Consider the following 25,378-nt stretch of genomic DNA (forward strand, 5'->3'; position numbering starts at 1 on the left):
CGCTCCGTCATAGGCTCGCCCGGGACCGCGGAACATCCCGGGCCTGTGCAATCAGCGTCTGTGCGCGGCTCTTGGCGGCTCCGGTCGGCAGCCTGAGGCTGATAACCAGCCCGCCCTTTGCGCAAGTCTCGCAGGAAAGGCTGCCGCCGTGGAGCCGGGCAAGTCCTTCGGCGATGGAAAGATCCTCGTTTTCGGCGCGCTCCTTGCGGGTTCCGATGGCTCCCTGCCTGCGCAAGACACTGAAGTCCTGCGGGCCGTAGACCGGTTCCGCGTCCTTGTGCGTGACGAGAAACTCAATCAGGATCGCGCCTTGTACCCGTTGGCCGGTTATCAGAACCGTTCCGTCCGGCACGGCCGACTGGATGGCATAGGTCATAAGGTCCAGTGCGATCTGCCGAAGCGTTTTCCGGTCGGCAGGCACCGGCGGCAATTCGAAATCCCCGCACATGTCCAGGACAACATTCCGGCTGTCAGCCACCGGAGTGAGCATCGCCCGGCAGTTTTCCAGTATTCCCTCCATCTCAACCGGTTCGATCGAAAGCGCGCCCGCGCCAGCCGCAAGACGGACCGCGCCATCCTGCTTTTGCACCGTCTGCAGCATTTCCACGCCGGAACGGTGAATCAGGTCCGCATATTCGCACCCCTGCGCCCAATCGCTTCTGCCCCGCGCGGATTTGCGCAGCAGGTCCGCGTAGTTGACGATGTCGGCAAGGGAGCCTTCCAGGGAATCAATATTGCCGGACCAACGGTTCCCGGTACCGTCGTCGGTGACGGCTTCGGCCGCTTTCCCACTGTTCGCCGGCGGGCATTCTTTCAAAATCAGGATGAGGTTTTCGGTATCGGTTTGGGTTCCGGCGTCACGAGCCGTTGACGACGCAGGCCTTCTGACCTGCAAATCCATCCGGACATATTCGGCCAGTCCCTCTTCACCCGGCCGATTGCCCCCCTTTCTCAGACGCACTTCCAGATGAGCCGGTGCGGTTCCCCCCCGGGCTTCGGCAAGGGCTGTGAGATAGTGCGGCCGGTCGGACACAAGCAGGCGCTGAAACAACCAATCACCCGAAAGCTGGCGCGGTGTCAGACCCAGCAAGCCTTCCAGAGGACCGCCGAGAACCTTGACCGTGCCGTCGGCGAGGCAAAGGCAGGCAATTTCCTGCGTGCTGTCATTCAGTTGCCGCCAACGGCCTTCTCCGGCGGCGACCATACCGCGCGCCCGGCGCTGTTCGAACGCCAGACGCAACGCAAGGACTGTCATGTAGATACAAGCCGCAAGGGCGGAGATGAGCATGGCACCGGGGTCGGAAACGTCCTTGAGAGCCGGAGTTTCAGGAAGAAAAGCCAGAAGCGTCAAGAAGCCGGCGCAAGCTGCACATACGGCCAGAATGATGCGGCGTGTCCCCGACAGAGCCGCTTCCATGGGCACCACCGCAAACCAGACAAGCGCAAAGGACGACAATCCGCCGGTAAAAGCGCAAAATCCGGTCAGAAATGCCGCAAACAGCGCCGATGAAAACCCGTAGGCCCGTTCAAGGTTGCCCGACTGAATGAGATAGAGAGCCAACGGCCATTGACCGAGCATGAAGGCCAGCAGAAATGTCAGACCCAGGGAGGTCGGCCCGGCGAGCGCCAGATGCAGCGGCAAAACGACCAGAGCGGCCGTACCGCTCAGGAAGCAACTGGCGAGAAAAGCCTTGTGGCGCGGCCGTTGCCATGGATCATCGCTCACGGAAGGATGGAGAATCCCATCCAACTGTCCGTAGAAATCTTTCAACACATCTGAGAGCTGGATCAGAAAGTTACGCACTACACTACTGCCAGGCCTGATACGCGGCCGAATTGGAATCCTGTCTGAGACTTTATTTTCCAGCCGACCACTTAAGGAACGATAAAGGATAAGTCGTCGAGTGACATTTCCGGAAAAAAATGTGGGGGCACGGGCACTTGGCGGCCGAAGGATAAAATTTGAATCAATTATTCGGAAAATTTGCCTCAAATATCTGTTTCATTTGATGAAAAAGCGCCCGCGCATCGAAACAGGGCGTTTCAATGTAGCTGTTACAGTGCAAGTCATAACAAAAAGCGTGCCGTCCGGATGGGCGAGTTCGCGAGACACGAATGAACTGTAAATGGGTAGCAGCATGTTCTTTCTACTGAGAACGGCCTTTTGGCTGACACTCGTCCTGGTTCTGATCCCGCTCGGATCCAGCAAGGACGAAGGCGAGACAACCAAAGTCGATCCGATCGCGGCCTATACCGCGGCGTCGGCAGCGGTCAGCGACATCGGCGGGTTCTGTAGCCGCAACCCGCAGGCCTGCGAGACCGGCGGTGACGCGATTGCGATGATCGGCGCCCGCGCCAGGGACGGCGCGCGGATCGTCTACGAGTTTCTGGATACCCGGATCGCGGAGAAGGAAGCCGGCGACCATCTTCGGACGGATTCGAACAACGAAATCATCACGGGCGCTATTTCCAATGGCACCCTGACTGCGCAGGATATGACCCCGCCTTGGCAGGGTCACGACAAAAACGTCTCCGCAAAGGAGACCGTGATTGGGCCGGTTCCCCGGCCCAACCCGCGGGCGGGTTCTCGAACCTGACCACGGGGCCGTTGTTCGCTCCGGTCGCTTCCGGGACGAATGAACGGCTGTTTGCGCCCCCGCTTGCCCGGACCGGCAGTGGCCATCAGGCCCTTTCCGGACCGGACCGACGGCTCTACTAGGCGGTTCTTGCCGCTGCGCCGCAGGTGACCAGCTGCCCAACTCACCTGCGGCGTCTTTTCCTTCCCGGCTTTGCGATTTCCCCCGACCGATGGCTTTCCAATCGGCCAGAAGGACAGAACTTTTCACGCCTGCTGCACCGCACAGGTTTAAATCGCTCCTCTGCCAAGCTATATGACTCTTGTAGTATCTGTTATTGCTGGCGGGCCATGACCACATCCCTTGACGATATCCTTGAGTCCTTCGAATTCCTCGACGATTGGGAAGACCGTTACAAGTACCTGATCGATCTCGGAAAAGAGCTTCCGGGCCTGCCTGAAGAGCAAAAGAACGACGCGAACAAGGTACGCGGCTGCGTGTCTCAGGTCTGGCTCGTGACCGACGTCAACCGTTCGTCTTCCGGAGAGCCGGTCATCACCTATGACGGCGACAGCGATGCCCTTATCGTTCAGGGACTGGTTGCGGTGGTCCTTGCCCTTTACTCGGGCAAGACGGCCCAGGAGATTCTCGATACCGACGTGGACGGTTTCTTCGCCAGGCTCGGTTTGAAGGAACATCTGACGCCGCAGCGGTCCAATGGGCTTAAATCCATGGTTGCGCGAATCCAGTCCGATGCCCGGGAGGCCCTGGCGGCCGCCTGACTACCGCCATCAATTTTCACCACAAACGGGGAAGGACAGCCCGCTCGAAAGGCGGCTTGCTCCAACCTCCGGCGCAGCCAAGAAAAAAGCTGCCCGGCAAGCAGGCAGCTTTTGTCATTTTGCATAGGCACCCTCCGGAAGGCGCGCCTTCCGGTCTGACGCTTTTACTTGGCGCGCTTGCGCTGCTGGCCCAGGCCCATCTTCTTGGCGAGCTCGGAGCGGGCGGCTGCGTAGTTCGGTGCAACCATCGGGTAGTCCGGCCCCAGATCCCACTTCTCCCGGTATTCTTCCGGGGTCATATCGTAATGGGTGCGCAGGTGGCGCTTCAGCGACTTGAACTTCTTGCCGTCTTCCAGGCAGATAATGTAGTCGGGCATAACCGACTTCTTGACAGGCACGGCAGGCTTCAACGGCTCGGGCTCAGGCTCCTGAGCGGCGGTTGAAGTCCGCTGCAACGCACCATAAACCTCATTGATCAAGTTCGGCAGGTCCGTCGAAGCAACCGTGTTGTTGCTTACATACGCGGAGACAATATCGGCCGTAAGGTCAATAAGGTTCGCATCTACTGGACTATCAGTCATATCTCACCCATTTTCATCCGAATTGGAAATATCTCTCTTGAAGCCACGCAAGCTGCTTAACGCATACAGTATCGTAAATAGATAGATACTTGCGTGCCGCAAAATCAAAAATGATTCTACTTCGCTGGCAACGGTTGCGTTTTTATATACGCGGTATTGGTGACGGACAACCCCCAAAAAACGAGAATTACAGTATTTTTCCAATTAAACAAAATTATGAGAAAATAATGGCGGGATCCTAGTCCTCGGTCATTTTAATAGAACTTCCAGTAAAAAAATCATCTAAGCAGCGAACGCTGCCGCAAAAAAGCCAATGCAGCCTAACACGCTCCCGCATCTTCGAAACGGGAAGGGCCAGCAGTTCGGAAACCGCCGGGACGCGTTGGATACCGTACCGCTATTGCTCAGGCCAGATTGTGCTGCTCGCCCCACACGACAAAGACGCAAGCAATATCCAGCGCGACGATGACCAACCACGCGAGAGGATAATTGGTCAGCCCGACAACCGTCACGGCGGTGCCATCGCCAGTGCCTTCCGGAGCCGTCGCTAACAGCGCTGAGTTCACCGGGTCCGCCGAAGCTGACAAAAACCTCATCAAGCACTTCCTTTTCGGATCGGGTTCCTTCTTGTCGATCCGGAACTGACCCCCACATGCCGGAAACACAGTCCGGTTCCAGAAGAACCGATCACCCGAAGCCACCGGTGTCAGAGACGTCCGAGACAAAGCCGAGACCCGGCCTTTTGGAAACATCCACAAGAACTCGCCTCATTTCCGGTCTCCCGGATATGGAAATCACGGATATATCCAGGAGTTTCGATGATTCGATACATTCCTTGGAAACGATGGCCTTTTAGGTGCATCCTATGCGACACGCAAGTGTTGGAAAATTGTTCCCAGCGCAAGTATTCGCCCGGCCAGAACGCCGACATGCTGCAAACACCTCGGCTTCGCGGCACGCCCCACCGCCCCCCCATCTGAGATCAGGCCCATGCGATTTTTCCTTTAGGTGAACCTCATATTCAAGCTTTCTCATTGTAATAAATACTTATATTCACTCAATATTAAATACAAAATCAATACAATCACCATTTCTAGTTAGGTTACTATTTGTTTTTATTTACATATTATTCTTTTTTAATGTTCCTTATTGCCGAGATCGCCAATGCCTGCCCCCAGTCGTGCGCAGAAAGACCAGCCAGTTGACGAAAGGGAATGCCCGGAAATCGACTTCCGCGCCTTGGCCGAGTGCAGCTCGGACATCGTCCTTCAGATCGGGCAGAACGATGAATTGCTCTATATTTCGCCCTCGGCAACCGATCTTCTCGGCTGGAGCCAGGAGGAATTGTTCGGGCACCACTGGGATCTCATTTACGGAGAAGACCGCTCGTGGCTTCTCGAAAGGAGCCAGCAACTGATTTCCGGCGATCGCGAGGAAAGCCGATCCTCCTTTCGCGTAAGAACGAAGTCAGGCGCCCTGGTGTGGGTCGAAGGAGCCGGACGACGGCTCTACGATGGCAATGGCCGGCCGAACGGGCTTGTTGTCTCCCTGCGTGACATTTCAATCCGCAAGCAGCTTGAAGCCGAACTCGAGCGGCTGGCGCACACCGACGGACTGACCGGGCTCGCCAACCGTCGCGTGTTCGACGAAAAACTTGAGCAGGAATGGGCAATCGCCCGGCGCGAGAAGACCCACCTGAGCCTGCTGATCGCGGACCTCGATCATTTCAAGCTTCTGAACGATTATTACGGACATCAGGCCGGTGACGAATGTCTGCGGGAGGTCGCCAGGGTCGTCGCAACGACGCCCCACCGCCCGGCTGACCTGACCGCGCGTTACGGCGGCGAAGAACTCGCCATTATCCTGCCGCGAACCCGCGCCGAAGGCGCCCGATCGATTGCCGAACACATCCGCAAGGCAATCGAGGATCTTCGCATACCGCATGTCATGAACCAGGACCATGGCGCAGTGGTTACTGCCTCAGTCGGTGCCGCTACCTCGCTGTGTCTCGACCCGACACGGCCGGAAACCCATCACGCCCTGATCGGCATGGCGGACCGGGCTCTTTACAGGGCGAAAAATGCCGGCCGCAACCGGGTGGAATTCTCCATGCTGTTGCTGGAGAAGAAAGAAACCGGAATAACGAAGTCTCAGCCGGTTTAAACCATCGCCAACCGCCCTCCTCTCCCAGTCGTGACCTGCCATCCCTTGCCGAGCTGGCATTCCCGGCTTATGTCCGGACAAGATAAAGTCAGCGGGACAAAGCCAGCGGGAGTGTATGTCCATGGGCGATACAGATACAGCAAACAAGGGGATCGCGGAAAATTCGGGCAAGGTCGTCAAGAGTCAGGACGAATGGCGCGATCAACTGACGCTCGAGCAGTTTTACGTCACGCGCCAGAGCGGAACGGAGCGGCCGTTCACCGGACCCTACTGGAACAGTTTCGAGCACGGACAATACGATTGCATCTGCTGCGGACAGCCGTTGTTCAAGTCCGACACGAAATTCGACGCCGGATGCGGCTGGCCCAGTTTTTTCGAGGCGGTTTCGCCGGAGGCGATCACGGAAATCGAGGACCGCACCCACGGCATGGTCCGCACCGAAATCCGCTGCTCGAAATGCGATGCCCATCTGGGTCACGTCTTCCCTGACGGGCCCCCGCCGACTGGCCTGCGCTATTGCCTGAACGGCCATGCCATGAGCTTTACGCACGACCCGAAATAGGTCACGGCCTCCTGAACGCAAACCGGAGGACAGCAAGCTGCCCTCCGGTCCGCGGTGACGGTCTATTGGGGGTCTTTAATTCCCGTCACCATTGCCCGGACAAGGTTTTCGCCATGCTCGATGCTTGCGAAAACAACGCCCAGAACATGCAGGCCGACCAGGGCGATCGCCAGGTTGGCCAAAAGCTCGTGAAGTTCTTCGACCCATTCGACACCCCAATAGGCGTCGGTGGTCATCATGTAGCCGGTCAGGGCCGTGCCGCCGATGACGGCAATCAGCGTCAGAACCATCGCGCCCCCGGCCGGATTGTGGCCGAGATACCTCTTGGCGCGAAATTTCAACGCGTCACGCAGATAGGCAATCACGGTCGAGGGCCGATGGACGAAATCGGTAAAGCGGGCGTGTCTGGTGCCGACGAGCCCCCAGAGGATCCTGAACGTCAGCAGACCCGCGATCGCGTATCCGGCCGGTTCATGGACTTTCTGGACCTCGTCTCCGGTGAGCCACGCGACCGCGAACAGGACGACCAGCGACCAGTGGAAGATCCGGACCAGTGGGTCCCAGACCCGGACGCCCGCGGCCTTTTGCCCGGCGGCCGGCGGCTCGGTGCCGCCGGCCCGGGCATATGTGTCCGGCGCCGACATCAGTCGTCCTGTTCGTTGCCCAGGATCTGGCCGGTCACCGGATGGACGATGGCCTCGATCCGCTTGCCATTGGCGTCCAGCGCATAGACTTCATAGGCGCCGTCTTCCACCTTGACGCGGCGCACCTTGTAACCTTCGCCGGTCAGCTTCTGGGTGATCTGGTCAACGGACATCCACTGATCGCGCGGAGCGTCGATCTTGGCATGACCGTCGGAAGCGAGCGCGGCACCGGCAAAACCGGACAGGGCAGCAACCAGGGACAGGGCGGTCAGGGTCTTTTTCATATTGTCACTCCATTCACGGGCGGAACGGCGATCCGCCGTCCGATGAAGAGACAATGCCCGATAGCCACTGACAGCCCGGTTCCATCGATTGTCAGGGATTTGTCAGTTTCATTTCTATATAAATAAGCCCCATGAAAACCCGATTTCGCCTGCTCCTGCTTAGCCTCCTGACGGCCTGCGCCCTCGGCGTCGCCGAGCTTCCATCCTCCGTGCGTGCAGACGACGATGACGACCACGACCTGGCCCGGGCGGCACTGGAGCAGCACAAGGCCTTGCCGCTGGCGCAGATCCTGGAACAGATCCGCCCCAGACTCGGCGGACGGATCGTCGGCATCGAGTTCGAGCAGGAAGACGGGCGCTATTTCTACGAAATCAAGACCGTGACGCCGGATGGACAGATACAGGAAGTTTATGTCGATGCCCGGACCGCACAGATCGTGGAAGGCATGGCCGACTGATGCGCATTCTGGTTGTTGAGGACGAACCCCGGATCCTGAACGATATCGTCACCACCATGGAACTGGCCGGTTACGTCGTTGAAACCGTCTCTGACGGTGAAGAAGCCTGGTTCCTGGGTGACACGGAAACCTACGACCTGATCATCCTGGACCTGGGCCTGCCGGGGCTCGACGGGCTGACCGTGCTGAAGCGCTGGCGGGCCGAAGGACGGCATATGCCCGTGCTGGTGCTGACCGCGCGCGGCGCCTGGTCGGAGCGGGTCGAAGGCATCGATGCAGGTGCGGACGATTATCTGCCCAAGCCTTTCCGCATGGAGGAACTGCTGGCACGGGCCCGCGCGCTGATCCGGCGCTCGGCCGGCATCAGCACGCCGGTTATAGAAGCCGGGCCTCTCAGCCTCGACGTGAAGCAGATGCGGCTGGCCCGCAACGGCGTGCCCATTGCGCTGACGCCGCTCGAATATCGGCTCGTCACTTACCTCATGCACCACAAGGAACGGATCATTCCGCCCACGGAATTGCTGGAACATCTTTACGGCGACGACGACGCGCGCGACCCGAACGCCCTGGAAGCGGTCATGGCGCGGCTGCGCAAGAAACTCGGATCGGGCGCCATCGAAACAAGGCGCGGGTTCGGCTATACAATCGCGGGAGACGAGGCGGCAGGAGAAAGCGCACCATGACGCGAGGCTCCCTGCGCCTCCGGCTGCTGCTGGCGGGAGCCATCTCCATCCTGCTGGCGCTTGCGCTTTCGGCCACGGGCCTGACCGTCCTGTTCTACCGCCACGTCGAGCGGCGTGTGGACACCGAACTCGGCGTCTTTCTCGACCAGATTGTTTCGGGACTTGCGCAGAACAAGGAAACGGGCGCGCTTGAACTCACACGCACGCCGAGCGACCCCAGGTTCGAGGTGCCGCTTTCCGGCCTCTACTGGCAGGTATCCTTCGACGACACGGTGCTGCGCTCCCGGTCGCTGTGGGACAACGTGCTGCAATTGCCGGACGATGAGCTGGCCCACGGCGCGTTGCACCGGCATGTCATTCCCGGCCCTGTTTCCGGAGATCTCCTGACCCTGGAGCGCAGCGTAAGGCTTTCTCCGCGCGTCGGGGGCCAGACTGTGCGGGTCGCCGCCGCCATTTCGCTCGGTGATGTCCGTTCCGCCACCCGGGACTTTGCCTTCGACATGCTGCCCTACCTGATCCTGCTTGCACTGTTCCTGATTGGCGCGGCCTATATTCAGGTTACCATCGGCCTCAGGCCGCTGCACCGTATCCGCCAGAGGCTCATAGCTATTCGGCAGGACCCGGATGCCCGTTTCGGCACCGCCGGCTTCCCTCAGGAAATCGAGCCGATGGCGCTCGAACTCGACACGTTGCTGACGGACCGCCAGACCCGGATCGAAAAGGCCCGGGCCCGGGCGGGCGACCTCGCGCACGGGCTGAAAACGCCGCTGCAGGTCCTTCTCGGCGACGTGGAGCGCCTCCGCCTGGCCGGCCTGAACGACATAGCGGAGGATGTCGAAAACGTGGCCCATACCATGCAGCGCCACGTGGAGCGTGAACTGGCGCGCGCACGGCTGGCAACCGGTACCGGTCAGGCCGTGTCGAACATCAGCGCGACGGTCGGCCGGGTAATCTCCGTCGTGTCCAGAACACCGGCAGGCGCCGCGCTCGACTGGGCTCTTGATGTGGACGAGCAGGCAAATGTGGTGATCGACCCGGACGATCTGGCAGAAGCCCTGGGCAACCTTCTGGAGAATGCCGCCCGGCACGCCCGGTCACGGGTGTCCGTCCGGACCGTTTCCGACGGCAACAGCATCACGATCCGCATCGAGGACGACGGTCCGGGGGTTCCGGAAGACCAGATCGAAAAAATGCTGGAACGCGGCGGTCGGCTGGACCAGTCGGCCAGCGGTGCGGGCCTGGGGCTGGCCATCGTTCAGGAGATCGCAGACGCCTGGGGCGGCACTTTCCGGCTCCGCCCGCAAAAACCGGGTCTTGCGGTCGAACTTGGTTTCCATGCCATCGGCAACAAAATGGACGACGACAGGAGCCCCTAATCGGTGACGCTATTCGGCGGCCTCTGCCGAACCGTTGTCTTCACGTTCCGTCCGGGCTTCCAGAATCCGGCCGATGTTGACCTCGATCCAATCGGCAAAGTCCCGTACTTTTTCGCCCGCTTCCCGGCCGATCGGGGTCAGCGTGTACTCCACATGGGGCGGGACAACCGGATAGGCGCGCCGGTCGACAAAGCCGTCAGCCTCCAGAACCTGCAGGGTCTGGGCCAGCATGCGCTCGCTGACGCCTGCAATCTTCCTGCGCAGCGCCGAAAACCGGTGCGGGCCTCCCAGGAGGGCCATCAGCACCAGCACGCCCCAACGGCTGGTCAGGTGCTTCAGAATTTCCCGTGACGGGCATTTGTCGCTGAAAACAGCGCCGCGCTGGTGGAGACGTTCCGATAACGGAATTCCGCCGTTTTCCTCATCCCGTGGCGTGTTTGCCGGGTCGCCGGTCATGTCGGTCTCCAGATTTTTTTCAAACTTACATTTTTGTATGTACTTACGAAAAGTAAGTTTTCAAGCCATATCTGGGCCATCGGACATTTTTCGAACCAAGGAGATCCCGTCCATGATTGCCCTGACAGGCGCCAACGGCCAGCTCGGCCGGCTCGTGATAGACCATCTGAACAAGGCCGGCGCAGCCGGTATCCGCGCCCTCGTCCGCAGCCCGGAGAAGGCTCAGGATCTTGCCAGCCCGACGGTTTCCGTCGTGGAAGCCGACTATGACAGGCCGGAAACCCTTGCCCCTGCGCTGGCAGGGGTCGAGAAGTTGCTGCTCATTTCCGGCAGCGAAATCGGCCAGCGGACCCGCCAGCACAAGGCCGTGATCGACGCCGCGAAGACTGCCGGCGTCTCCGTCATCGCCTATACGAGCATCCTGAATGCCGATACCTCGCCGATGATCCTTGCAAAGGAACACCGGGAGACCGAAGCGGCGCTGAAAGCCTCCGGTATACCGTACGTCCTGCTGCGCAATGGCTGGTATCTGGAAAACTACGCCGGAACGGTCGCCGCCGCGCTGGAGCACGGTGCGGTGGTCGGCAGTGCCGGAGACGGTAAAATCGCAGCGGCCGGCCGGAACGACTATGCGGCGGCAGCGGCGGCTGTTCTTGCGGGCGACGACACCTCGACCCGCACCTACGAACTGGCGGGTAGCAGCGCCTTTACGCTGGCCGACCTGGCAAGCGAAATTTCGGCGCAGACCGGACGCGAAATCCCGTTCAACAACCTGCCGGCAGACATCTATGCGGGCATTCTGGTCCAGGCAGGCCTGCCGCAGGCCTTCGCGGATATCCTGGCCGATTCGGACACGGCCGCGGCGGGTGGCGCCCTCTACAGCGACAGTCCGGACCTTCAGGATCTGATCGGGCGACCGAGCGAAACCTTGAAGGATTTCGTGCGCGCTCAAGTCGGCTGATCCGCCTGCCCTGATGCCCCGGCGGGAGCCCTTCTCCTGCCGGGGATAGGCGACACAGCACACGAAAAATCATCCATTCCCACCGAAAGCGGAATGTATCAAAGTTTTTTATTAGTGCGGGAGAACGGCACCTGATAGGCAAATATGTCTAGGGTCAGGACCCATTCATCAAGAGCCGCTCATGACATCCGCACACGCAGACCCTTACGCCCCGGACGGCGCCTATGCCTGGTTCCGTCTGGCGATCTCGATCCTGTTGTCCACTCTCGGCGGATCGGGCATCTGGGCCGTGGTGGTCGTCCTGCCGGCGGTTCAGGCCGATTTCGGCGTCGACCGGGCCGATGCGTCCATATCCTACACATTCACCATGCTCGGCTTTGCCGCCGGCAATGTCTTCGTCGGCCGCCTGGTCGACCGGTGGGGGATCTTCTGGCCTGTGATCGGCTCCGCCGCGGCCCTGAGCGCCGGGTTCGCTCTCGCCGGCCTTTCCTCCGGGATCTGGACATTTTCCCTGGCGCAAGGCGTTCTGATCGGCGCCGGGACGGGCGCGACCTTCGGGCCATTGATCGCCGACCTGTCCCACTGGTTCAACAAGCGCCGGGGCATTGCGGTCGCTGCGGCGGCCTGCGGCAATTATCTCGCCGGCGCGCTCTGGCCTTCCTTCATCAAATGGTCGCTTGGCTCAAACGACTGGCGCACGACCTATTTCATGATTGCCGCGATCTGCATCGTCGGCATGCTCCCGCTGGCGCTCATGCTGCGCCGGCCCGCGCCGGAAAGTGCGAAGTCGTCGGATATGCCTGCCTCGGGAAAATTCGGCACCCTCTCCACCGGCCTGTCGCCGCGTGCGCTCCAGATTCTGCTGATCTGTGCCGGGCTCGGCTGCTGCGTCGCCATGTCCATGCCGCAGGTGCATATCGTCTCCTACTGCGTCGACCTCGGCTACGGGGTCGCGCGCGGAGCCGACATGCTGGCGATCATGGTCGGCGGCGGCGTTGTCAGCCGGCTTTTGTCCGGGTTCCTGGCCGATGCCATCGGCGGCGTTAAAACCCTTCTGATCAGCTCCGTGGCCCAGTGCCTTGCCCTGTTCCTGTTCCTGCCGTTCGACGGGCTCGCGTCGCTCTACCTGGTGTCCCTGATCTTCGGCCTGTCCCAGGGCGGCATCGTGCCGTCCTACGCGATCATCGTGCGCGAGTACCTGCCGGCCCGCGAAGCCGGCCAGCGGGTCGGGCTGGTGATCATGGCAACCATTCTCGGCATGGCGCTCGGCGGCTGGATGTCCGGCTGGATCTACGATCTCACCGGATCGTATCAGGCGGCCTTCCTGAACGGCATCGCCTGGAACGTCATGAACATCTCGATCATGACCTTTATCCTGTTCAAGGGACGGGCAAGAACGGCCGTGGCCTGATCCCACCAACTATTTCATCGGGAGGCTCCTCAAGGCGGCCATTGGCATATTGAATTTGCAGGTCGTCCAGTCCTTCTTGCGGCTGACGTTCTGCATCACCGGCTTGAAATTATCCGGCACGAACTCATCCTTCATGTAAGCCAGAGGCTGCAGCGGCAGTAGCCCATTCACCAGTTTCCTCATGGTGAAATAGTTGATTGGATGACCACCTGCTCCGATCAAACGGCCTGTTTCCGGGTCGAAACCACCCGTGTCCAGACTGCTCAAAAAACGGCCGTATTCCCTCATGGCATGGTCAGAACAATTTGCTTCCATGAGATACTCGATTTCGTCGTAGAATTGGGAAGTGTCCTCAAGCCATGTGTAGGTGGCTCTCACACTTCCCCTTTGCGCAGGCTCCGGTTCCGGGTCGATCTCACCTGCGGCAATCTTCTCCTGCAATTCACTAAAAGTCGGGATTTCTGTGCTTGGCGTCAGGGGACGGACCACAAACATCGTCCCAAAGCCAATCGCAAATCCAACAACGACGATCATGAAATAATCGATAGGATATTTAAGCATCAAGACTCCCTGTAAAGTTGTTTTTTTCTATGATGCAATCCTAAATAATTCTTAAAAGCGTGCACTCAGATTTTATGATCTGCTCCCCCGCGCGCTGATGCGCGTCCCGTCACCCTTGTATCCCACGGAATAAAGCGACAGGACGGCTGTGGCATAGGACTTAAGTCTCTTTGTCGTTCCCGTCATTCTTGCGCGGCTTGTGATGCGGCTGGTCATAACGTTGTGCGATCGCCGTCGCCACGCCAACGAAAAGCCCGATTCCGACGAAAACATAGGCCATGGTGAAGATCTTGCCCGCGTCGGTCTGGGGGGAGAAGTCGCCGTAACCGACGGTCGCCAGCGTGATTACCGAGAAATAGAGGCTGTCGAGAAAGTTCCAGCCTTCAACCCTGGAATAGAACAAGGCCCCGCCGATCAGAACGAGAATCAGGATCCCAAAGGCGTAGCGAAGCGGCGTCTTGTACCACTCGTTCCGGATCCATTTCAGCAGGCGGCGAAGCCTGGGCAGAAAGACACGCATTCGGTTCTCCTTGCCGGCCTTCTCTTCGTCGATCTGGGCGAAAACCTCCCGGCCGGATGAAATACTGGACAACACCATAGCTGATTCACCAGCCGGTTTCGGTACCCGGAGGGTTTTTCATGTCCCGGGTTGCATCGATTAAATCCTTCCTCTTGCCTTCGCCACAGGAAACCCCTACCTCCGATCCATGACAAAACAGCCTGCTCCCCCGCGCGCCGATGCGCGTCCCCTCACCCTTGAAACCCACGGAATCAAACGTCAGGACGACTATGCCTGGCTGCGGGACGACAACTGGCAGGAGGTCATGCGCGACCCGTCGGTTCTCGATTCCGACATTCGTGCTTATCTGGAGGCGGAAAACGCGTATCAGAAAGCCGTGATGGCGCCGACGGAGGCGCTGCAGGAGACGCTTTATGCGGAGATGCGCGGGCGGATCAAGGAAGACGACAGTTCCGTTCCTGCTCCCGACGGCCCCTATGCCTATGGCATCAAATACGTCACCGGCGGCCAGCATCCGCAGTTCGTGCGAACCAGCCGCGACGGGTCGGACGAAGCGGTGTTGCTCGACGGCGACAAGGAGGCGGAAGGCAAAGCCTATTTCAGGATCGCCGGCGCCAGTCATTCCGTCGACCACGGAATGCTCGCCTGGTCCTTCGACGACAAGGGCTCGGAATTCTACACCCTGCGCCTGCGTGACCTGACGACGGGCAAGGATGCCGGCTACGATCTCAAGGATACGTTCGGCGGCGGGGTCTTCTCCGCGGACGGCAGGTATCTGTTCTATGTCCGCCAGGACCAGAACCATCGCCCCTCAAAGCTGTTCCGCCATGAGGTCGGCGCAGATCCGGAGACCGACGTTCTCGTCTATGAGGAACAGGATCCGGGCTTTTTCATGAGTGTCGGCAAGACGCAGTCGGGCGACACGATCCTGGTTCATATCCACGATCACGAGACCTCCGAGGTCCGGACGATTTCCGCCCATCGTCCGCTGGATCCGCCGCATCTGATCGCGGCGCGCGACACGGGGGTCGAATATTCCGTCGAGGATAACGGCGAGTATTACTACATCCTGACCAACGTCGACGACGCGGAAGACTTCAAGATCGTCACCGCGCCCAAGGCAACGCCGGGGCGGGAGTTCTGGACCGATCTCGTACCCCACAAGCCGGGCCGGCTGATCCTGTCCCATGACGTCTACAAGACCTTCATGGTCCGGCTGGAACGCGAGGACGGCCTGCCGCGGATCGTCATCCACCGGCTGGCGGACAACATCGAGCACAGGATCGCCTTCGACGAGGAAGCCTACTCGCTGGGCCTAAGCGGCGGCTATGAATTCGACACGACCATGATCCGCTTTTCCTATTCCTCCATGACCACGCCGTCGCGGGTCTACGACTACAATGTCGAAACCCGCGAGCGGGTCTTGCGCAAGGAACAGGAGGTGCCTTCCGGGCATGATCCGGATAACTATGTCACACGCCGGTTGCATGCGCCTGCGGTCGACGGCGAGACCGTGCCGGTGTCCGTGCTCTACCACAAGGACACGCCGCTCGACGGCTCCGCGCCCTGCCTGCTTTACGGCTACGGCGCTTACGGCATGTCCATGCCCGCAAGTTTCAGCACGAGCGCCCTGTCGCTTGTGGACCGGGGCTTCGTCTATGCCATTGCCCACGTCCGCGGCGGCAAGGACAAGGGTTTCGCCTGGTACAAGGCCGGCCGGCGGGAAAACAAGAAGAACACCTTCACCGACTTCATCTCCGCGGCCGATCATCTGGTCGCGGAGAAATTCACCGCACACGACCGGATCATCGCGCAGGGAGGATCCGCCGGCGGTCAGCTGATGGGGGCTGTCGCCAATATGGCGCCGGAAAAATTCGCCGGCATCATTGCGGAGGTGCCCTTCGTCGACGTGCTCTCCACGATGCTCGACGACACATTGCCGCTGACCCCGCCGGAATGGCCCGAATGGGGCAATCCGATCACCGATGAAGCGGCTTACAGATACATCGCCTCCTATTCGCCTTACGACAATGTGGAGGCAAAGGACTACCCGGCGATCTTCGCCGTCGGCGGGCTGACCGATCCGCGTGTTACTTACTGGGAGCCGGCGAAATGGGTCGCAAAACTGCGCGCCAAAAAGACCGGCGACAGCCTGCTGATGCTAAAGACCAACATGGAAGCCGGCCACGGCGGCGCATCGGGCCGTTTCGACAGCCTGAAGGAAGTCGCCCTCGTTCAGGCCTTCGCGCTGATGGTCGCCGGAAAGGCCTGACGTCAGCGTCGTAGAAAAAGAGCCAGCGCCGTACGGGTGGGTCTTGGCGCTGACTCCAGCATCTGTCCGAGCAAGAGGACAGACAGTTGCCACGGGCCGATTGGCCCGTGGGATGGGGCCACTCAAGATCCGACGAAAGGCTTTTGCCTCTTTCCGCCGACCTTACGGGCCGTCCGTTCTCAGATGGACTTGGTTATCAGGCGGACTTGCAGGTCTTGATGCCGAGCACCGTGTAAGCCGGACACCAACCGATCAGCGCGGTGACTATCGGAACCACGCCGATCCAGGCAACCCACTTCCAGGTGATTTCGGCGGGACCGAACAGAGCGAAGAGCACCAGTGCGACCCCGACGATGAGACGCAGGATGCGGTCCACAGAACCCATATTTTTCATCATGATGACCCTCTCTATTACGCCGAACCGGCTCCGGATCGGCTCGAACAACTCGTGATATTGCATTCCTAGCCGAAAGCGGTCCGCGGGTCTGTGACTTAGTCACTCAGGAACCCTTTAGGTGTCACTGGTCGCTCATCCGGATCTGCCGCAACCCCTCCGGCTTCATCACCCGAATGGTACCGCGCTGGCGTTCCAGGATGCCCGCATCGGACAATTTCCCCAGTTTCCGTGTGACGACCTCACGCACGGAGCCGAGTTCCGCAGCCAGTTCCGCCTGGGTCGCGGTCACGGTTCCATCCGGTCCTGCCCGATCCAGCAGGAGTGCCGCGAGACGTGCGTCCAGAGGATGAAAGACCGCATCTTCCATCGTGTGCAGGATATCGGTGATGCGATGGCCGAACCCCTTAAACACCATCTTGCGGAAGGCGTCGGACATCTCGATCAGGCGGAACACGGTCGCGGCCGGTATCAGAACGGCCCGTGTCGCCACTTCCGTCATACCGGTTGCCGCGTAAGGGTCCTCACCGAACAGGCAGGCGGTGGTCAACGCGCAGCTTTCTCCGGCGCCGACCCGGTATAGCAGAATTTCCCGGCCGGTGTCGGAGGTCATGACGACCCGCACAGAGCCCTCTTCGACCATGATCCAGCCCGCGCAAAGCGAGCCGGGCGAAAAAACCGTCGTACCCGGCGGCAGATCGACGATCCGCAGAGCCCCGGCCACAAGCCGTCTTTCGCCTTCCGGCAGGTCCGACAGGCCAAGACGGTCGAGAACCGCTGCATCGATCATTCCAAAAACCCCGCCCCTTATCTTTTCCGGCCTCAGATAAGACCTCATTTACGTGCAATCGCATAGACTTCCGTGGGACAAGGCATATATCAAATGGGCCGTCCGAACGATATGCTACGAGGATCGGCGGAATCCTGTGCCCGGTCATACTACAAGGAGCTACCCGATGAAAAAACGCATGGCTGCAATCCTGGCAGGCGCGTTCATGTCCTTTACCGCGTCGGCTCCGATCGCCCAGGCCGGTTTTCTCGAAAACCTGCTGTTCGCACCGACCTACGACCCGACCAAGGTACCGGAGACTTACGGAACCAAATACGACTGCCGGGCCTTCCAGGCTTCAGGCAAGGCCGGCTGGAAGGGCATTGTCAGCGGGCGGATCAACGACTTCGAACACGTCATCGTCCGTTCACGCGCGGGCTGCTTCCAGACACAGCAGGAATGCCAGACCTTCATAACCTACATGCAGGGCTATTTCGACTTCACCACCTACGCCGGCTGCGATCCGTACCCCCGCCGTTGATGACGGGGTGACCACGGGGTCCCTCGCAAGAGGCGACCCCACGGTCAAAAACCGGGGTCAGTGGGCGGGCACGGCCTTCAGATAGGCCGCAATCGCTTCCCGATCGCTGGCGGGCAGTTTTGCCATGTTCTCCTGGACGGAGACCATTTCCCCGCCGACACTGTCGTAATCGGGCGTGAAACCCGACTCCAGATAGTAGGCGATATCCGAAGCGCTCCAGCTGGAAATACCGCCTTCGCCCGACGTGATGTTCGGCACCTTTCCCTCGCCCGCAGCGGCCGGGGCTCCCGCCAGCCAGAGGTTCTTCTCCAAGCCGCCGATTGCATTACGAGGCGTGTGGCACTCCCCGCAATGTCCCGGTCCTTCCACCAGATAACGGCCGCGGTTAAGGACGCTCAGGTCCGTGTTTCCGTGCAGCTGGTCTTCCGCAATGACCGGGGCGCTGTCGAGATAGAGCCGTTTCCACAGACCCACGCCCCTGCGGATATTGAAGGGAAAGCCGAGTTCGTGACCGGCCGCTTTTCCGCTGACCGGCGGCAGGGATTGCATGAAGGCGAAGAGATCGGAAACGTCCTGCGGCGTCATGCGGGCATAGGACGTGTAGGGGAAGGCCGGATAGAAGTTCTCACCCTGCGGCGACGTGCCCTTCAGCATGGCATCGGCAAATTCGGCCAGCGTCCATGCACCGATGCCGTCGCGGGGATCGCTGGAGATATTCGGCGCGACGAAGATGCCGAACGGCGTTTCCAGGCGCTGTCCGCCACTGAGGCCGAGCTTCGCCTCTCCCTTTGCGCCGGCAGGCGCATGGCACGATGCACAGCCGCCGGCCCAGAATATCAATTCGCCCCGCCCCGCATCGCCGGCGGGCAGACTTGCGACAACTGATTCAGGCAGATGTTCGGGCGCAGACAGAAACCAGCCTGCCGCTGCGGCGGCAATTCCCAGAACGACGATTGCAGCGACAAGCTTTCTGATCATGACATGCCTTTTTATGAAGTCCTATTTCTTCACACGATAGGCTTCATGGCAGGACTTGCAATTCCCCATGACCGGCCCCATTGCCGCCTTGAAGGCCTCAAGGTCCGCCGGGCCGTCCTTGCCGGAGGCTGCCACGGCAGCGCCCGCGTCGGCTGCGAATTTGTCCAGGGCTGTCTGGAAACCGGCGGCATCCTCCCAGATTTTCGGCGCTGCGGTGGTATCGCCTTTGTCCGAGCCTTCCGGGAAAAACGACCCGAAGGAAGACGCAGCCGCCGCCATGGTCGCGATCGCAGACTTGCCCGCGGCAGGGGAATAGGCAACCTCCCCCTTCATCATGCTGCCGCTCAGACCGGCTGCGGCGCCGACGGAAGCCATGATATGTTTACGCACGGCAATCGGATCATCGGCCGCCATCGCCGTCATTCCACTCAGGCACAAAGCCGCGACACCAAGTACAAGCTTACGCATGGTCCTCTCCTCTTCAAACGCTTTCGATCCCACCCTAGGGTACGGACCCAATGAGGACTATCTGTTCGGTGATTTGAAATCACGACCCTGTGAGGTTGGGTGGAACCAATTGACGCACTGTCAACGGAACGGAAACAAACCGCCAAAAATAAACCCCGGGCCGGGCATCAAGCCCGGACCGGGGTTTACAATACGGAACGTCCGTTTCAGATCAGGAAGCGGCTTCGTAGAGTTCGAGGACGTAGTCCCAGTTGATCATGTTGTCGACGAAGGCTTCCAGATACTTCGGCCGCGCGTTGCGGTAGTCGATGTAGTAGGAATGTTCCCAGACATCGCAGCCGAGCAGCGGCGTGGCACCGTGAACCAGCGGGTTTTCGCCGTTCGGGGTCTTCATGATTTCCAGCTTGCCGCCCTTGAGCGCAAGCCAGGCCCAACCGGACCCGAACTGGGTGGCGCCGGCAGCCAGGAAATCGGCGCGGAACTTGTCGTAGCCGCCCAGATCGCTGTCGATCTTGGAAGCCAGCACGCCCGGCAGGGAGGTGCCGCCACCGTCCTTCTTCATCCACTTCCAGAAATGGATGTGGTTGTAGTGCTGGGCAGCATTGTTGAACAGGCCCGGGTTCTTGCCGAAGCTTTCCTTGACGACGTCTTCCAGAGACTTGCCTTCCAGGCCGCTGTCCTTCAGCAGGTTGTTGCCGTTGGTCACATAGGCCTGATGGTGCTTGTCGTGGTGATACTCGAGCGTTTCAGCCGACATGTACGGGCTGAGGGCATCATAGGCGTAAGGGAGATCGGGAAGTTCAAATGACATGGCATGTCCTCCTGTGGGGCAGCGTCCCGACCGGCCTTCTTCATGTGGGGGGCACATGAAAACAAAAAGCCGATCGGTCTTGTACTTTTAGACCATCCTGTCCGCGTTCGAATGAACGCCGGATGCTTTCAGCAGGCCGTCGGTAAAAATACGGCCTGCTTCGAGGGGCAACATAGGAGCCTTCACCGCTCCCGGCAACGCCCAAACACCAAATAAAAAAATATTTTTATTGTTTTTTTCAATCCTGCTCCCGGTCCACCCGTGAGGCAACTCCGTCGCGTCAACGCCAACCGAAGGACGGGGCGAGGCAACGTCGCGGAACCGAACACTGGCAGCCGCTCAGTCCTTGAAGGCATCCGAGATCAGGCGGTTGTCGAACGTCCCGGAGGGCAAGGTTCCTTCGACCGCATAGACGTAGAGCGCTGCCTTCAGGATCGATCCGAGCGTCGAGATCACGAGCGTCGACAGAAAAACGAACACAACGGCCATCACCCAGAGGACCGAAGCGAACAGCGGACGCACGTCGAACTGGGTACCGCCCGCGAAGGCGAACAGGAAGCCGCCTGCGACCGGAATAAGATAAAGCGCGGAAAGTCCGAAATGGGAGATCAGCGCCTCACCCCAAGTTTTCCGCAGGATGCCGATCGACCGGGAGACTGCTTCAATGGGCCCGACGCGTTCGACGACAAGAACAGGGACCGCGAAATAGGTCGCGACTTTCCAGCCGGTTCCGATCAGCCCCATGACGAAACGGGCAAGTCCCTTCGATCGGTCTTCGATCATACTCAGAATAAAGCCGATACTGGCGGCGAACAGCGACCAGGCGAGGATATTCGGCAGGGTGCGGACGGACGACCGCAGGCCGTCCATGACCGTGGGATCGCCGCCGGCAAACCGGATCATCGCGCAGGTGACGAGGGCGGCATTGAAAAAGATCACCACGAAATAGCAGACGAAGTAGACCCCGAACAATGCGGCAAGAAACCAGGGTTCCTGGGTGACATCCGGATTTTCCTCAAGCATCTGCCGGAAGACTTCCAGCTGGCCGCTCGCCGCTAGCGGACCAATCCCGGCGGCAAAAAGCACGCCGAGCGCAAGCAGGCTCAGGAGCGGAAAGACCAGCATTTCCTTGTCCATCATGAGGACGCGGAAACAGGCTGCTCCCAGCGCCATGGACCTTTCGAACTTCGCCAGAAAATTCATGACCGCTGAACCGCCCTTATCTGCCGGCGAAAACGCCAGCGCCCAAAAACCGGGCGTTATTTGAGCAAAGCTTCGTTGTTTTTATCTGAATCGATCCGACGCCGATCCTGCCAAGCTCTTGCAGCAACCTCAGCCGCAGTTCTAGGGTACGATTCTCTGCGACTTTTTCAGGTACATCCGTTGTCCGCTTCGCCGCGTCCCGTTTCCGCCAAGACGGCATCCCTTCGCCTTGCCCTCGGCGGCGCGTTTGCGCTTGCCGCCGCCATGGGCATCGGACGGTTCGTCTACACGCCGATCCTGCCGTTCATGGCAGAAGGCATCCCGTTATCGGCAGCCAATGCCGGACTGATCGCCTCTTCGAATTTTCTCGGCTATCTGGTCGGGGCGCTGGCCGGTTCCCTCGGCAGACTTCCCGGCAGCCCGCGAACCTGGTTCCTGTCCGCGCTTCTGGCAAGTGCGGCCACTACGATCGCGATGGGTCTGACCGATAACCTCGCCATCTTCCTGCTCCTGCGATTTTTCGGCGGTGTCGCAAGCGCCTTCGTTCTGGTATTCGCATCGGCCCTGGTTCTGGAACAGCTTGCCATGAACGGTCGTGCCGGCCTTTCGGCGTTGCATTTTGCCGGCGTCGGCTCCGGGATCGCGCTCTCCGCCATTATGGTCGCCCTGCTCGGCGGAAACGGGTTTTCCTGGCAGGAGCTGTGGTTCGCAAGCGGTCTGACAACGCTCGTCCTTCTGATCGTCATCACCCGCCTGGTGCCACGCCCGCCCGGAGAACCAGATGCGCCGGGGGCACACAGACCCCGTTCCTACCCCAAGAGCGGCCGATATTCGGGCGAACTCCTGCGGCTTGTCATCGCCTACGGTCTGTTCGGCTTCGGTTATGTGATCACGACCACCTTCATCTCTGTCATCACCCGGCAGACACCGGAACTGAACGACGCCGAGGCGGTCGTCTGGCTTGCCGTCGGCCTGTCGGCAGCGCCTTCGATCTATGTCTGGAATCGCTTGTCCGGAGCCTACGGGCCGAGCAGAACCTTCGCGGCCGCCTGCATGGCCGAAGCAATCGGGGTCGGACTGAGCGTCATAGCAAACACCCCGATCCTGATCATCGTGTCAGCCGCCCTGGTTGGCGGCACCTTCGTGGCAATCTCCGCTCTCGGCCTGCTCGAGGCCCGCCGCCTGACGACCGGTGATCCGCGGCAGGCGCTGGGGATCATGACCGCCAGTTTCGGCCTCGGCCAGGTGGTCGGCCCCTGGTTCGCCGGTCTGCTTCACGAACTGACCGGCGACTTTCAGGCTGCATCCTTTGCCGCGGCGATCGCCCTGGTGATCGCGGCCCTGCTGGTTCTCGCACGCACCAATTCGGTCCCCAAGGAAAGTCCCAGACCGGTTGTTGCCGACTGGGAAAGCCTCCGGGCCCAGCTCCTGTCGGAAGGCAAAACAGACCTCGTCGATGCCATCGAAACGCTTCGGGCACAGGGCGGCAAGATAGACGCCATCCGGCAGCTGCGGGAGAACGGGTACCTGAAGGACTGACCGTCAGGCGTGCGCGAAGTCCCAATAGAGCGCGCGCGCCTTTGCCGCGATCGGGCCGGGTTGGATATCGCGGGTCTCGATGCGGTTGACAGGGACGACCTTGTTGTAATTGCCGGTGGAAAAGATCTCGTCGGCATCCAGAAACTCTTCATAGCGCAGCGTTCGCTCGTGCACCGTATATCCGGCATCACGCAGGAGCTTGATCACCCGGAAGCGCGTAATCCCGGCCAGGAACGTACCGTTCGGCACCGGCGTATGCACCACCCCATCCTTGGCCATGAAGATATTGGCCGAGGTGAGCTCGGCCACGTTCCCGAGCATGTCGAGGACGACCGCGTTGTCGAAACCCCTCCCCTTTGCTTCCGCCATGGCGCGGGCGTTGTTCGGATATAGACAACCGGCCTTGGCATTGACCGGCATGGTTTCGATCGTCGGGCGGCGGAAGTGGGACAGGGTAATGGAATTGGCCGCTTCCTTGCCCGCCATGGGCGCGTCGAACAGGCACATGCAGAAACGGGTGCTCTCCGGATCGGCGGCAATGACACCGGCGCCGTCGCCCTCCGCCCAATACATGGGTTTGATATAGAGCTGCTTGTCGGGAGAAAACTTCTTTGCCCCTTCCAGGGCGAGTTCCATCATTTCTCCGACCTGCATGGTCGGCTTCAGGGCCAACGCCAGGGCCGAATCGTTGACCCGCTGGCAATGGAGATCGAGGTCGGGCGTGGTGCCTTCGAAGGATCGGGCCCCGTCGAAGACGCTGGAGCCGAGCCAGGCCGCATGGGTGCGCGGGCCCATCATCGGTGGATTGCCTTCATGCCAGGTCCCATCGATCCAGGTCCAGGTTTCGCTCCAGCCGCTCATGGTCGTTTCCTCATCACATACTTTAGACGTACGGCAAAAAACGACTTTCATGTGCCTCAGTCAACACCTTCTCAGGAGTGCGACAAGATTGCCCGGATCCTTTTCCGGATCAGCCTGATCGGGAAGAATTTCTTTCACAGAACCCCTCATCCGGAAAGATTTTTCCCACGATCGCGTTCGAAGCCCTGCCGCCGGAAACCCGAACGCGGATCGGTTCCGGTTATTGTGATCCCGGATGGCAACTCGCATATGTTCATGATATGTTCCTGCACGATCACTCATGGGGAGAACCGAAAATGGATCAACGCATCAGCCTCATTACCCTCGCCGTAGAAGATGTCGGTGCCGTCGCCGCGTTCTTCGAGAACGGCCTCGGCTGGATCCGGGCGGAGGGAGAAGGCGACATCGCCTTCTATCAGACCGGCGGCAGCATCCTGGCGCTTTATGCCCGCAAAGCCCTGGAAAAAGAGATCGGCCGCGCCCTGCCGGCAGAAACGCTCGGCGCCATGACCATCGCCTGGAACGGCCGCAGCGAGGCGGATGTGGACAAGGTGTTTCAGCAGGCGGTCGATGCCGGAGCCGAACCGGTCAAGCGTCCGGCCAAGGTTTTCTGGGGCGGTTATTCCTCCTATGTCGCGATTCCCGGCGGCCATCTCCTTGAGATCGCCTACAATCCGTTCTGGCCGATCGATAGCCACGGAAACATCGCTATTCCGGTCAAATAGTTCCGATTGCGACCTTTGTGCTACGCGGAGCGGCTTGACGGCCAAAATTATAGGTAGTTTTCTGCAGCCACCCTTTTGTCGGGACTGGTCTGGAGAGTGCAATGGCCCACGCGGCTTATGTTTTCGATGCCTATGGCACCCTGTTCGACGTACATGCCGCCGTTCGCAAACATGCGGAGAAGCTGGGTCCCGATTCCCAGCGTCTGTCGTCCCTCTGGCGGGAAAAGCAGCTGGAGTATTCCTGGATCCGCGCCCTGATGGGTGGGCAGTACCTGGATTTCTGGGTCCTGACCCAGCAGGCGCTCGATACCGCCTTTGCCCTGGTTCCAAGTGCCGACAAGTCCCTGCGCGATGAGCTTCTCAACGCCTACTGGAAGCTCGATTGCTATCCGGAGGTTCCCCAGGTACTGACGAACCTGAAGGCCACCGGCGCCAAGATCGCCATTCTCTCCAACGGGTCTCCGGCCATGCTGGATGCCGCGGTGCAGGCCTCCAACCTGGGCGATCTGTTCGACGACGTGTTTTCCGTGGATGAACTCAAGACCTACAAGACCGACCCCCGGGTCTACGAAATGGTCACCACACAATACCGGATCTATCCGGACACGGTGTCCTTCCAGTCCTCCAACCGGTGGGACGTCGCGGGTGCGACCGCCTTCGGCTTTCGCACCGTTTGGATGAACCGCGCCGGCATGCCGGACGAGTACCTCGACCTCTCCCCGGCCGCGGTCCTGAACGACCTGACCGGATTGCAGGCGCTGGGTTAGAACGCAGGTCCGGCAGCTCTTTGCGGCAGGTC

The 25,378-nt window shown here is 60.2% G+C and carries 29 protein-coding genes; 14 read left to right on the forward strand and 15 right to left on the reverse strand.

From position 1 onward, the window contains the following. Window positions 1-7: 7 nt before the first annotated feature. Window positions 8-1,726 (reverse strand): sensor histidine kinase, encoded by a 1,719-nt coding sequence (locus ACN0SO_RS18525; protein WP_417680207.1) that lies wholly within the window; start codon window positions 1,724-1,726, stop codon window positions 8-10. Window positions 1,727-2,138: 412 nt separating this feature from the next. On the opposite strand from ACN0SO_RS18525, the gene ACN0SO_RS18530 reads away from it, so the two are divergent. Both ACN0SO_RS18530 and ACN0SO_RS18535 read left to right on the forward strand, forming a co-directional pair. After that, complete coding sequence (locus ACN0SO_RS18530) at window positions 2,139-2,597, forward strand: DUF5330 domain-containing protein (protein WP_417680208.1); 459 nt, start codon at window positions 2,139-2,141, stop codon at window positions 2,595-2,597. Between the two features lie 329 nt (window positions 2,598-2,926). Then, window positions 2,927-3,358, forward strand: coding sequence for a SufE family protein (locus ACN0SO_RS18535; protein WP_417680209.1), 432 nt, complete (start codon window positions 2,927-2,929; stop codon window positions 3,356-3,358). Window positions 3,359-3,522: 164 nt separating this feature from the next. On the opposite strand, the gene ACN0SO_RS18540 is transcribed toward ACN0SO_RS18535, so the two are convergent. Next, window positions 3,523-3,939, reverse strand: coding sequence for a MucR family transcriptional regulator (locus ACN0SO_RS18540; protein ID WP_417680210.1), 417 nt, complete (start codon window positions 3,937-3,939; stop codon window positions 3,523-3,525). Between the two features lie 404 nt (window positions 3,940-4,343). Next, window positions 4,344-4,535, reverse strand: a complete 192-nt coding sequence (locus ACN0SO_RS18545; RefSeq protein WP_417680211.1) for a hypothetical protein — start codon at window positions 4,533-4,535, stop codon at window positions 4,344-4,346. 568 nt (window positions 4,536-5,103) lie between these two features. Between ACN0SO_RS18545 and ACN0SO_RS18550 the strand changes: the two genes are divergently transcribed. Both ACN0SO_RS18550 and msrB read left to right on the forward strand, forming a co-directional pair. Beyond that, a complete protein-coding gene (locus tag ACN0SO_RS18550; protein ID WP_417680212.1) occupies window positions 5,104-6,102 on the forward strand; it encodes a GGDEF domain-containing protein in 999 nt (332 codons plus the stop codon). Window positions 6,103-6,223: 121 nt separating this feature from the next. Then, entirely contained in the window at window positions 6,224-6,664 is a 441-nt protein-coding gene (msrB, locus tag ACN0SO_RS18555; protein WP_417680213.1) for a peptide-methionine (R)-S-oxide reductase MsrB, read from the forward strand. Between the two features lie 62 nt (window positions 6,665-6,726). Here msrB and ACN0SO_RS18560 read toward each other — a convergent pair whose 3' ends face one another. Both ACN0SO_RS18560 and ACN0SO_RS18565 read right to left on the reverse strand, forming a co-directional pair. Beyond that, a complete protein-coding gene (locus tag ACN0SO_RS18560; protein ID WP_417680214.1) occupies window positions 6,727-7,308 on the reverse strand; it encodes a cytochrome b/b6 domain-containing protein in 582 nt (193 codons plus the stop codon). Next, the gene (locus tag ACN0SO_RS18565; protein WP_417680215.1) at window positions 7,308-7,592 is read right to left on the reverse strand and encodes a PepSY domain-containing protein; all 285 of its coding nucleotides are present in this window, start codon (window positions 7,590-7,592) and stop codon (window positions 7,308-7,310) included. Before ACN0SO_RS18565 ends, ACN0SO_RS18560 begins: the two co-directional genes overlap by 1 nt. A gap of 131 nt (window positions 7,593-7,723) precedes the next feature. On the opposite strand from ACN0SO_RS18565, the gene ACN0SO_RS18570 reads away from it, so the two are divergent. The 3 genes from ACN0SO_RS18570 to ACN0SO_RS18580 are packed head-to-tail and all read left to right on the forward strand — an operon-like array spanning window position 7,724 to window position 10,109. Further along, the gene (locus tag ACN0SO_RS18570) at window positions 7,724-8,050 is read left to right on the forward strand and encodes a PepSY domain-containing protein (RefSeq protein ID WP_417680216.1); all 327 of its coding nucleotides are present in this window, start codon (window positions 7,724-7,726) and stop codon (window positions 8,048-8,050) included. Then, window positions 8,050-8,733, forward strand: coding sequence for a response regulator transcription factor (locus tag ACN0SO_RS18575; RefSeq protein WP_417680217.1), 684 nt, complete (start codon window positions 8,050-8,052; stop codon window positions 8,731-8,733). Before ACN0SO_RS18570 ends, ACN0SO_RS18575 begins: the two co-directional genes overlap by 1 nt. After that, entirely contained in the window at window positions 8,730-10,109 is a 1,380-nt protein-coding gene (locus ACN0SO_RS18580; protein ID WP_417680218.1) for a sensor histidine kinase, read from the forward strand. Before ACN0SO_RS18575 ends, ACN0SO_RS18580 begins: the two co-directional genes overlap by 4 nt. Window positions 10,110-10,118: 9 nt before the next feature. Here ACN0SO_RS18580 and ACN0SO_RS18585 read toward each other — a convergent pair whose 3' ends face one another. After that, window positions 10,119-10,565, reverse strand: a complete 447-nt coding sequence (locus ACN0SO_RS18585; protein WP_417680219.1) for a winged helix-turn-helix transcriptional regulator — start codon at window positions 10,563-10,565, stop codon at window positions 10,119-10,121. 112 nt (window positions 10,566-10,677) lie between these two features. Between ACN0SO_RS18585 and ACN0SO_RS18590 the strand changes: the two genes are divergently transcribed. Both ACN0SO_RS18590 and ACN0SO_RS18595 read left to right on the forward strand, forming a co-directional pair. Further along, the gene (locus ACN0SO_RS18590) at window positions 10,678-11,526 is read left to right on the forward strand and encodes an SDR family oxidoreductase (RefSeq protein WP_417680220.1); all 849 of its coding nucleotides are present in this window, start codon (window positions 10,678-10,680) and stop codon (window positions 11,524-11,526) included. Window positions 11,527-11,707: 181 nt separating this feature from the next. Further along, complete coding sequence (locus tag ACN0SO_RS18595) at window positions 11,708-12,937, forward strand: MFS transporter (RefSeq protein ID WP_417680221.1); 1,230 nt, start codon at window positions 11,708-11,710, stop codon at window positions 12,935-12,937. 9 nt (window positions 12,938-12,946) lie between these two features. Here ACN0SO_RS18595 and ACN0SO_RS18600 read toward each other — a convergent pair whose 3' ends face one another. Then, window positions 12,947-13,498 (reverse strand): hypothetical protein, encoded by a 552-nt coding sequence (locus ACN0SO_RS18600; protein WP_417680222.1) that lies wholly within the window; start codon window positions 13,496-13,498, stop codon window positions 12,947-12,949. Between the two features lie 160 nt (window positions 13,499-13,658). After that, window positions 13,659-14,018 (reverse strand): potassium channel family protein, encoded by a 360-nt coding sequence (locus ACN0SO_RS18605; protein ID WP_417680223.1) that lies wholly within the window; start codon window positions 14,016-14,018, stop codon window positions 13,659-13,661. A 187-nt stretch (window positions 14,019-14,205) separates the two neighbouring features. Here ACN0SO_RS18605 and ACN0SO_RS18610 point away from each other — a divergent pair, with 187 nt between their 5' ends. Next, entirely contained in the window at window positions 14,206-16,290 is a 2,085-nt protein-coding gene (locus tag ACN0SO_RS18610) for a S9 family peptidase (protein WP_417680224.1), read from the forward strand. 196 nt (window positions 16,291-16,486) lie between these two features. Here the strand turns inward: ACN0SO_RS18610 and ACN0SO_RS18615 are convergent, their stop codons facing one another. Next, window positions 16,487-16,687 (reverse strand): DUF2892 domain-containing protein, encoded by a 201-nt coding sequence (locus ACN0SO_RS18615; RefSeq protein ID WP_417680225.1) that lies wholly within the window; start codon window positions 16,685-16,687, stop codon window positions 16,487-16,489. A gap of 121 nt (window positions 16,688-16,808) precedes the next feature. Then, window positions 16,809-17,474, reverse strand: a complete 666-nt coding sequence (locus ACN0SO_RS18620) for a Crp/Fnr family transcriptional regulator (RefSeq protein ID WP_417680226.1) — start codon at window positions 17,472-17,474, stop codon at window positions 16,809-16,811. Window positions 17,475-17,640: 166 nt separating this feature from the next. Here ACN0SO_RS18620 and ACN0SO_RS18625 point away from each other — a divergent pair, with 166 nt between their 5' ends. Further along, entirely contained in the window at window positions 17,641-17,994 is a 354-nt protein-coding gene (locus tag ACN0SO_RS18625) for a hypothetical protein (protein WP_417680227.1), read from the forward strand. Between the two features lie 57 nt (window positions 17,995-18,051). On the opposite strand, the gene ACN0SO_RS18630 is transcribed toward ACN0SO_RS18625, so the two are convergent. The 4 genes from ACN0SO_RS18630 to ACN0SO_RS18645 form a co-directional block, all read right to left on the reverse strand. After that, window positions 18,052-18,972, reverse strand: a complete 921-nt coding sequence (locus ACN0SO_RS18630) for a c-type cytochrome (RefSeq protein WP_417680228.1) — start codon at window positions 18,970-18,972, stop codon at window positions 18,052-18,054. 21 nt (window positions 18,973-18,993) lie between these two features. Next, window positions 18,994-19,440, reverse strand: coding sequence for a c-type cytochrome (locus tag ACN0SO_RS18635; RefSeq protein WP_417680229.1), 447 nt, complete (start codon window positions 19,438-19,440; stop codon window positions 18,994-18,996). Window positions 19,441-19,651: 211 nt separating this feature from the next. Beyond that, window positions 19,652-20,251, reverse strand: a complete 600-nt coding sequence (locus tag ACN0SO_RS18640) for a superoxide dismutase (protein WP_346910636.1) — start codon at window positions 20,249-20,251, stop codon at window positions 19,652-19,654. 339 nt (window positions 20,252-20,590) lie between these two features. Then, window positions 20,591-21,454 (reverse strand): DUF6159 family protein, encoded by an 864-nt coding sequence (locus ACN0SO_RS18645; RefSeq protein WP_417680230.1) that lies wholly within the window; start codon window positions 21,452-21,454, stop codon window positions 20,591-20,593. Between the two features lie 180 nt (window positions 21,455-21,634). On the opposite strand from ACN0SO_RS18645, the gene ACN0SO_RS18650 reads away from it, so the two are divergent. Beyond that, window positions 21,635-22,993 carry a YbfB/YjiJ family MFS transporter gene (locus ACN0SO_RS18650; RefSeq protein WP_417680231.1) on the forward strand — a complete coding sequence of 453 codons (1,359 nt, stop codon included), beginning with the start codon at window positions 21,635-21,637 and terminating at the stop codon, window positions 22,991-22,993. A gap of 3 nt (window positions 22,994-22,996) precedes the next feature. On the opposite strand, the gene ACN0SO_RS18655 is transcribed toward ACN0SO_RS18650, so the two are convergent. Beyond that, the gene (locus tag ACN0SO_RS18655; RefSeq protein WP_417680232.1) at window positions 22,997-23,854 is read right to left on the reverse strand and encodes a branched-chain amino acid aminotransferase; all 858 of its coding nucleotides are present in this window, start codon (window positions 23,852-23,854) and stop codon (window positions 22,997-22,999) included. Between the two features lie 296 nt (window positions 23,855-24,150). Here ACN0SO_RS18655 and ACN0SO_RS18660 point away from each other — a divergent pair, with 296 nt between their 5' ends. Continuing rightward, window positions 24,151-24,579 carry a VOC family protein gene (locus ACN0SO_RS18660; RefSeq protein WP_417680233.1) on the forward strand — a complete coding sequence of 143 codons (429 nt, stop codon included), beginning with the start codon at window positions 24,151-24,153 and terminating at the stop codon, window positions 24,577-24,579. Window positions 24,580-24,680: 101 nt separating this feature from the next. Further along, window positions 24,681-25,346, forward strand: a complete 666-nt coding sequence (locus ACN0SO_RS18665) for a haloacid dehalogenase type II (RefSeq protein WP_417680234.1) — start codon at window positions 24,681-24,683, stop codon at window positions 25,344-25,346. Window positions 25,347-25,378: the final 32 nt, after the last annotated feature.

Source organism: Roseibium sp. (genome assembly GCF_048260565.1).
In the GTDB taxonomy this organism is placed as follows: Bacteria; Pseudomonadota; Alphaproteobacteria; order Rhizobiales; family Stappiaceae; genus Roseibium.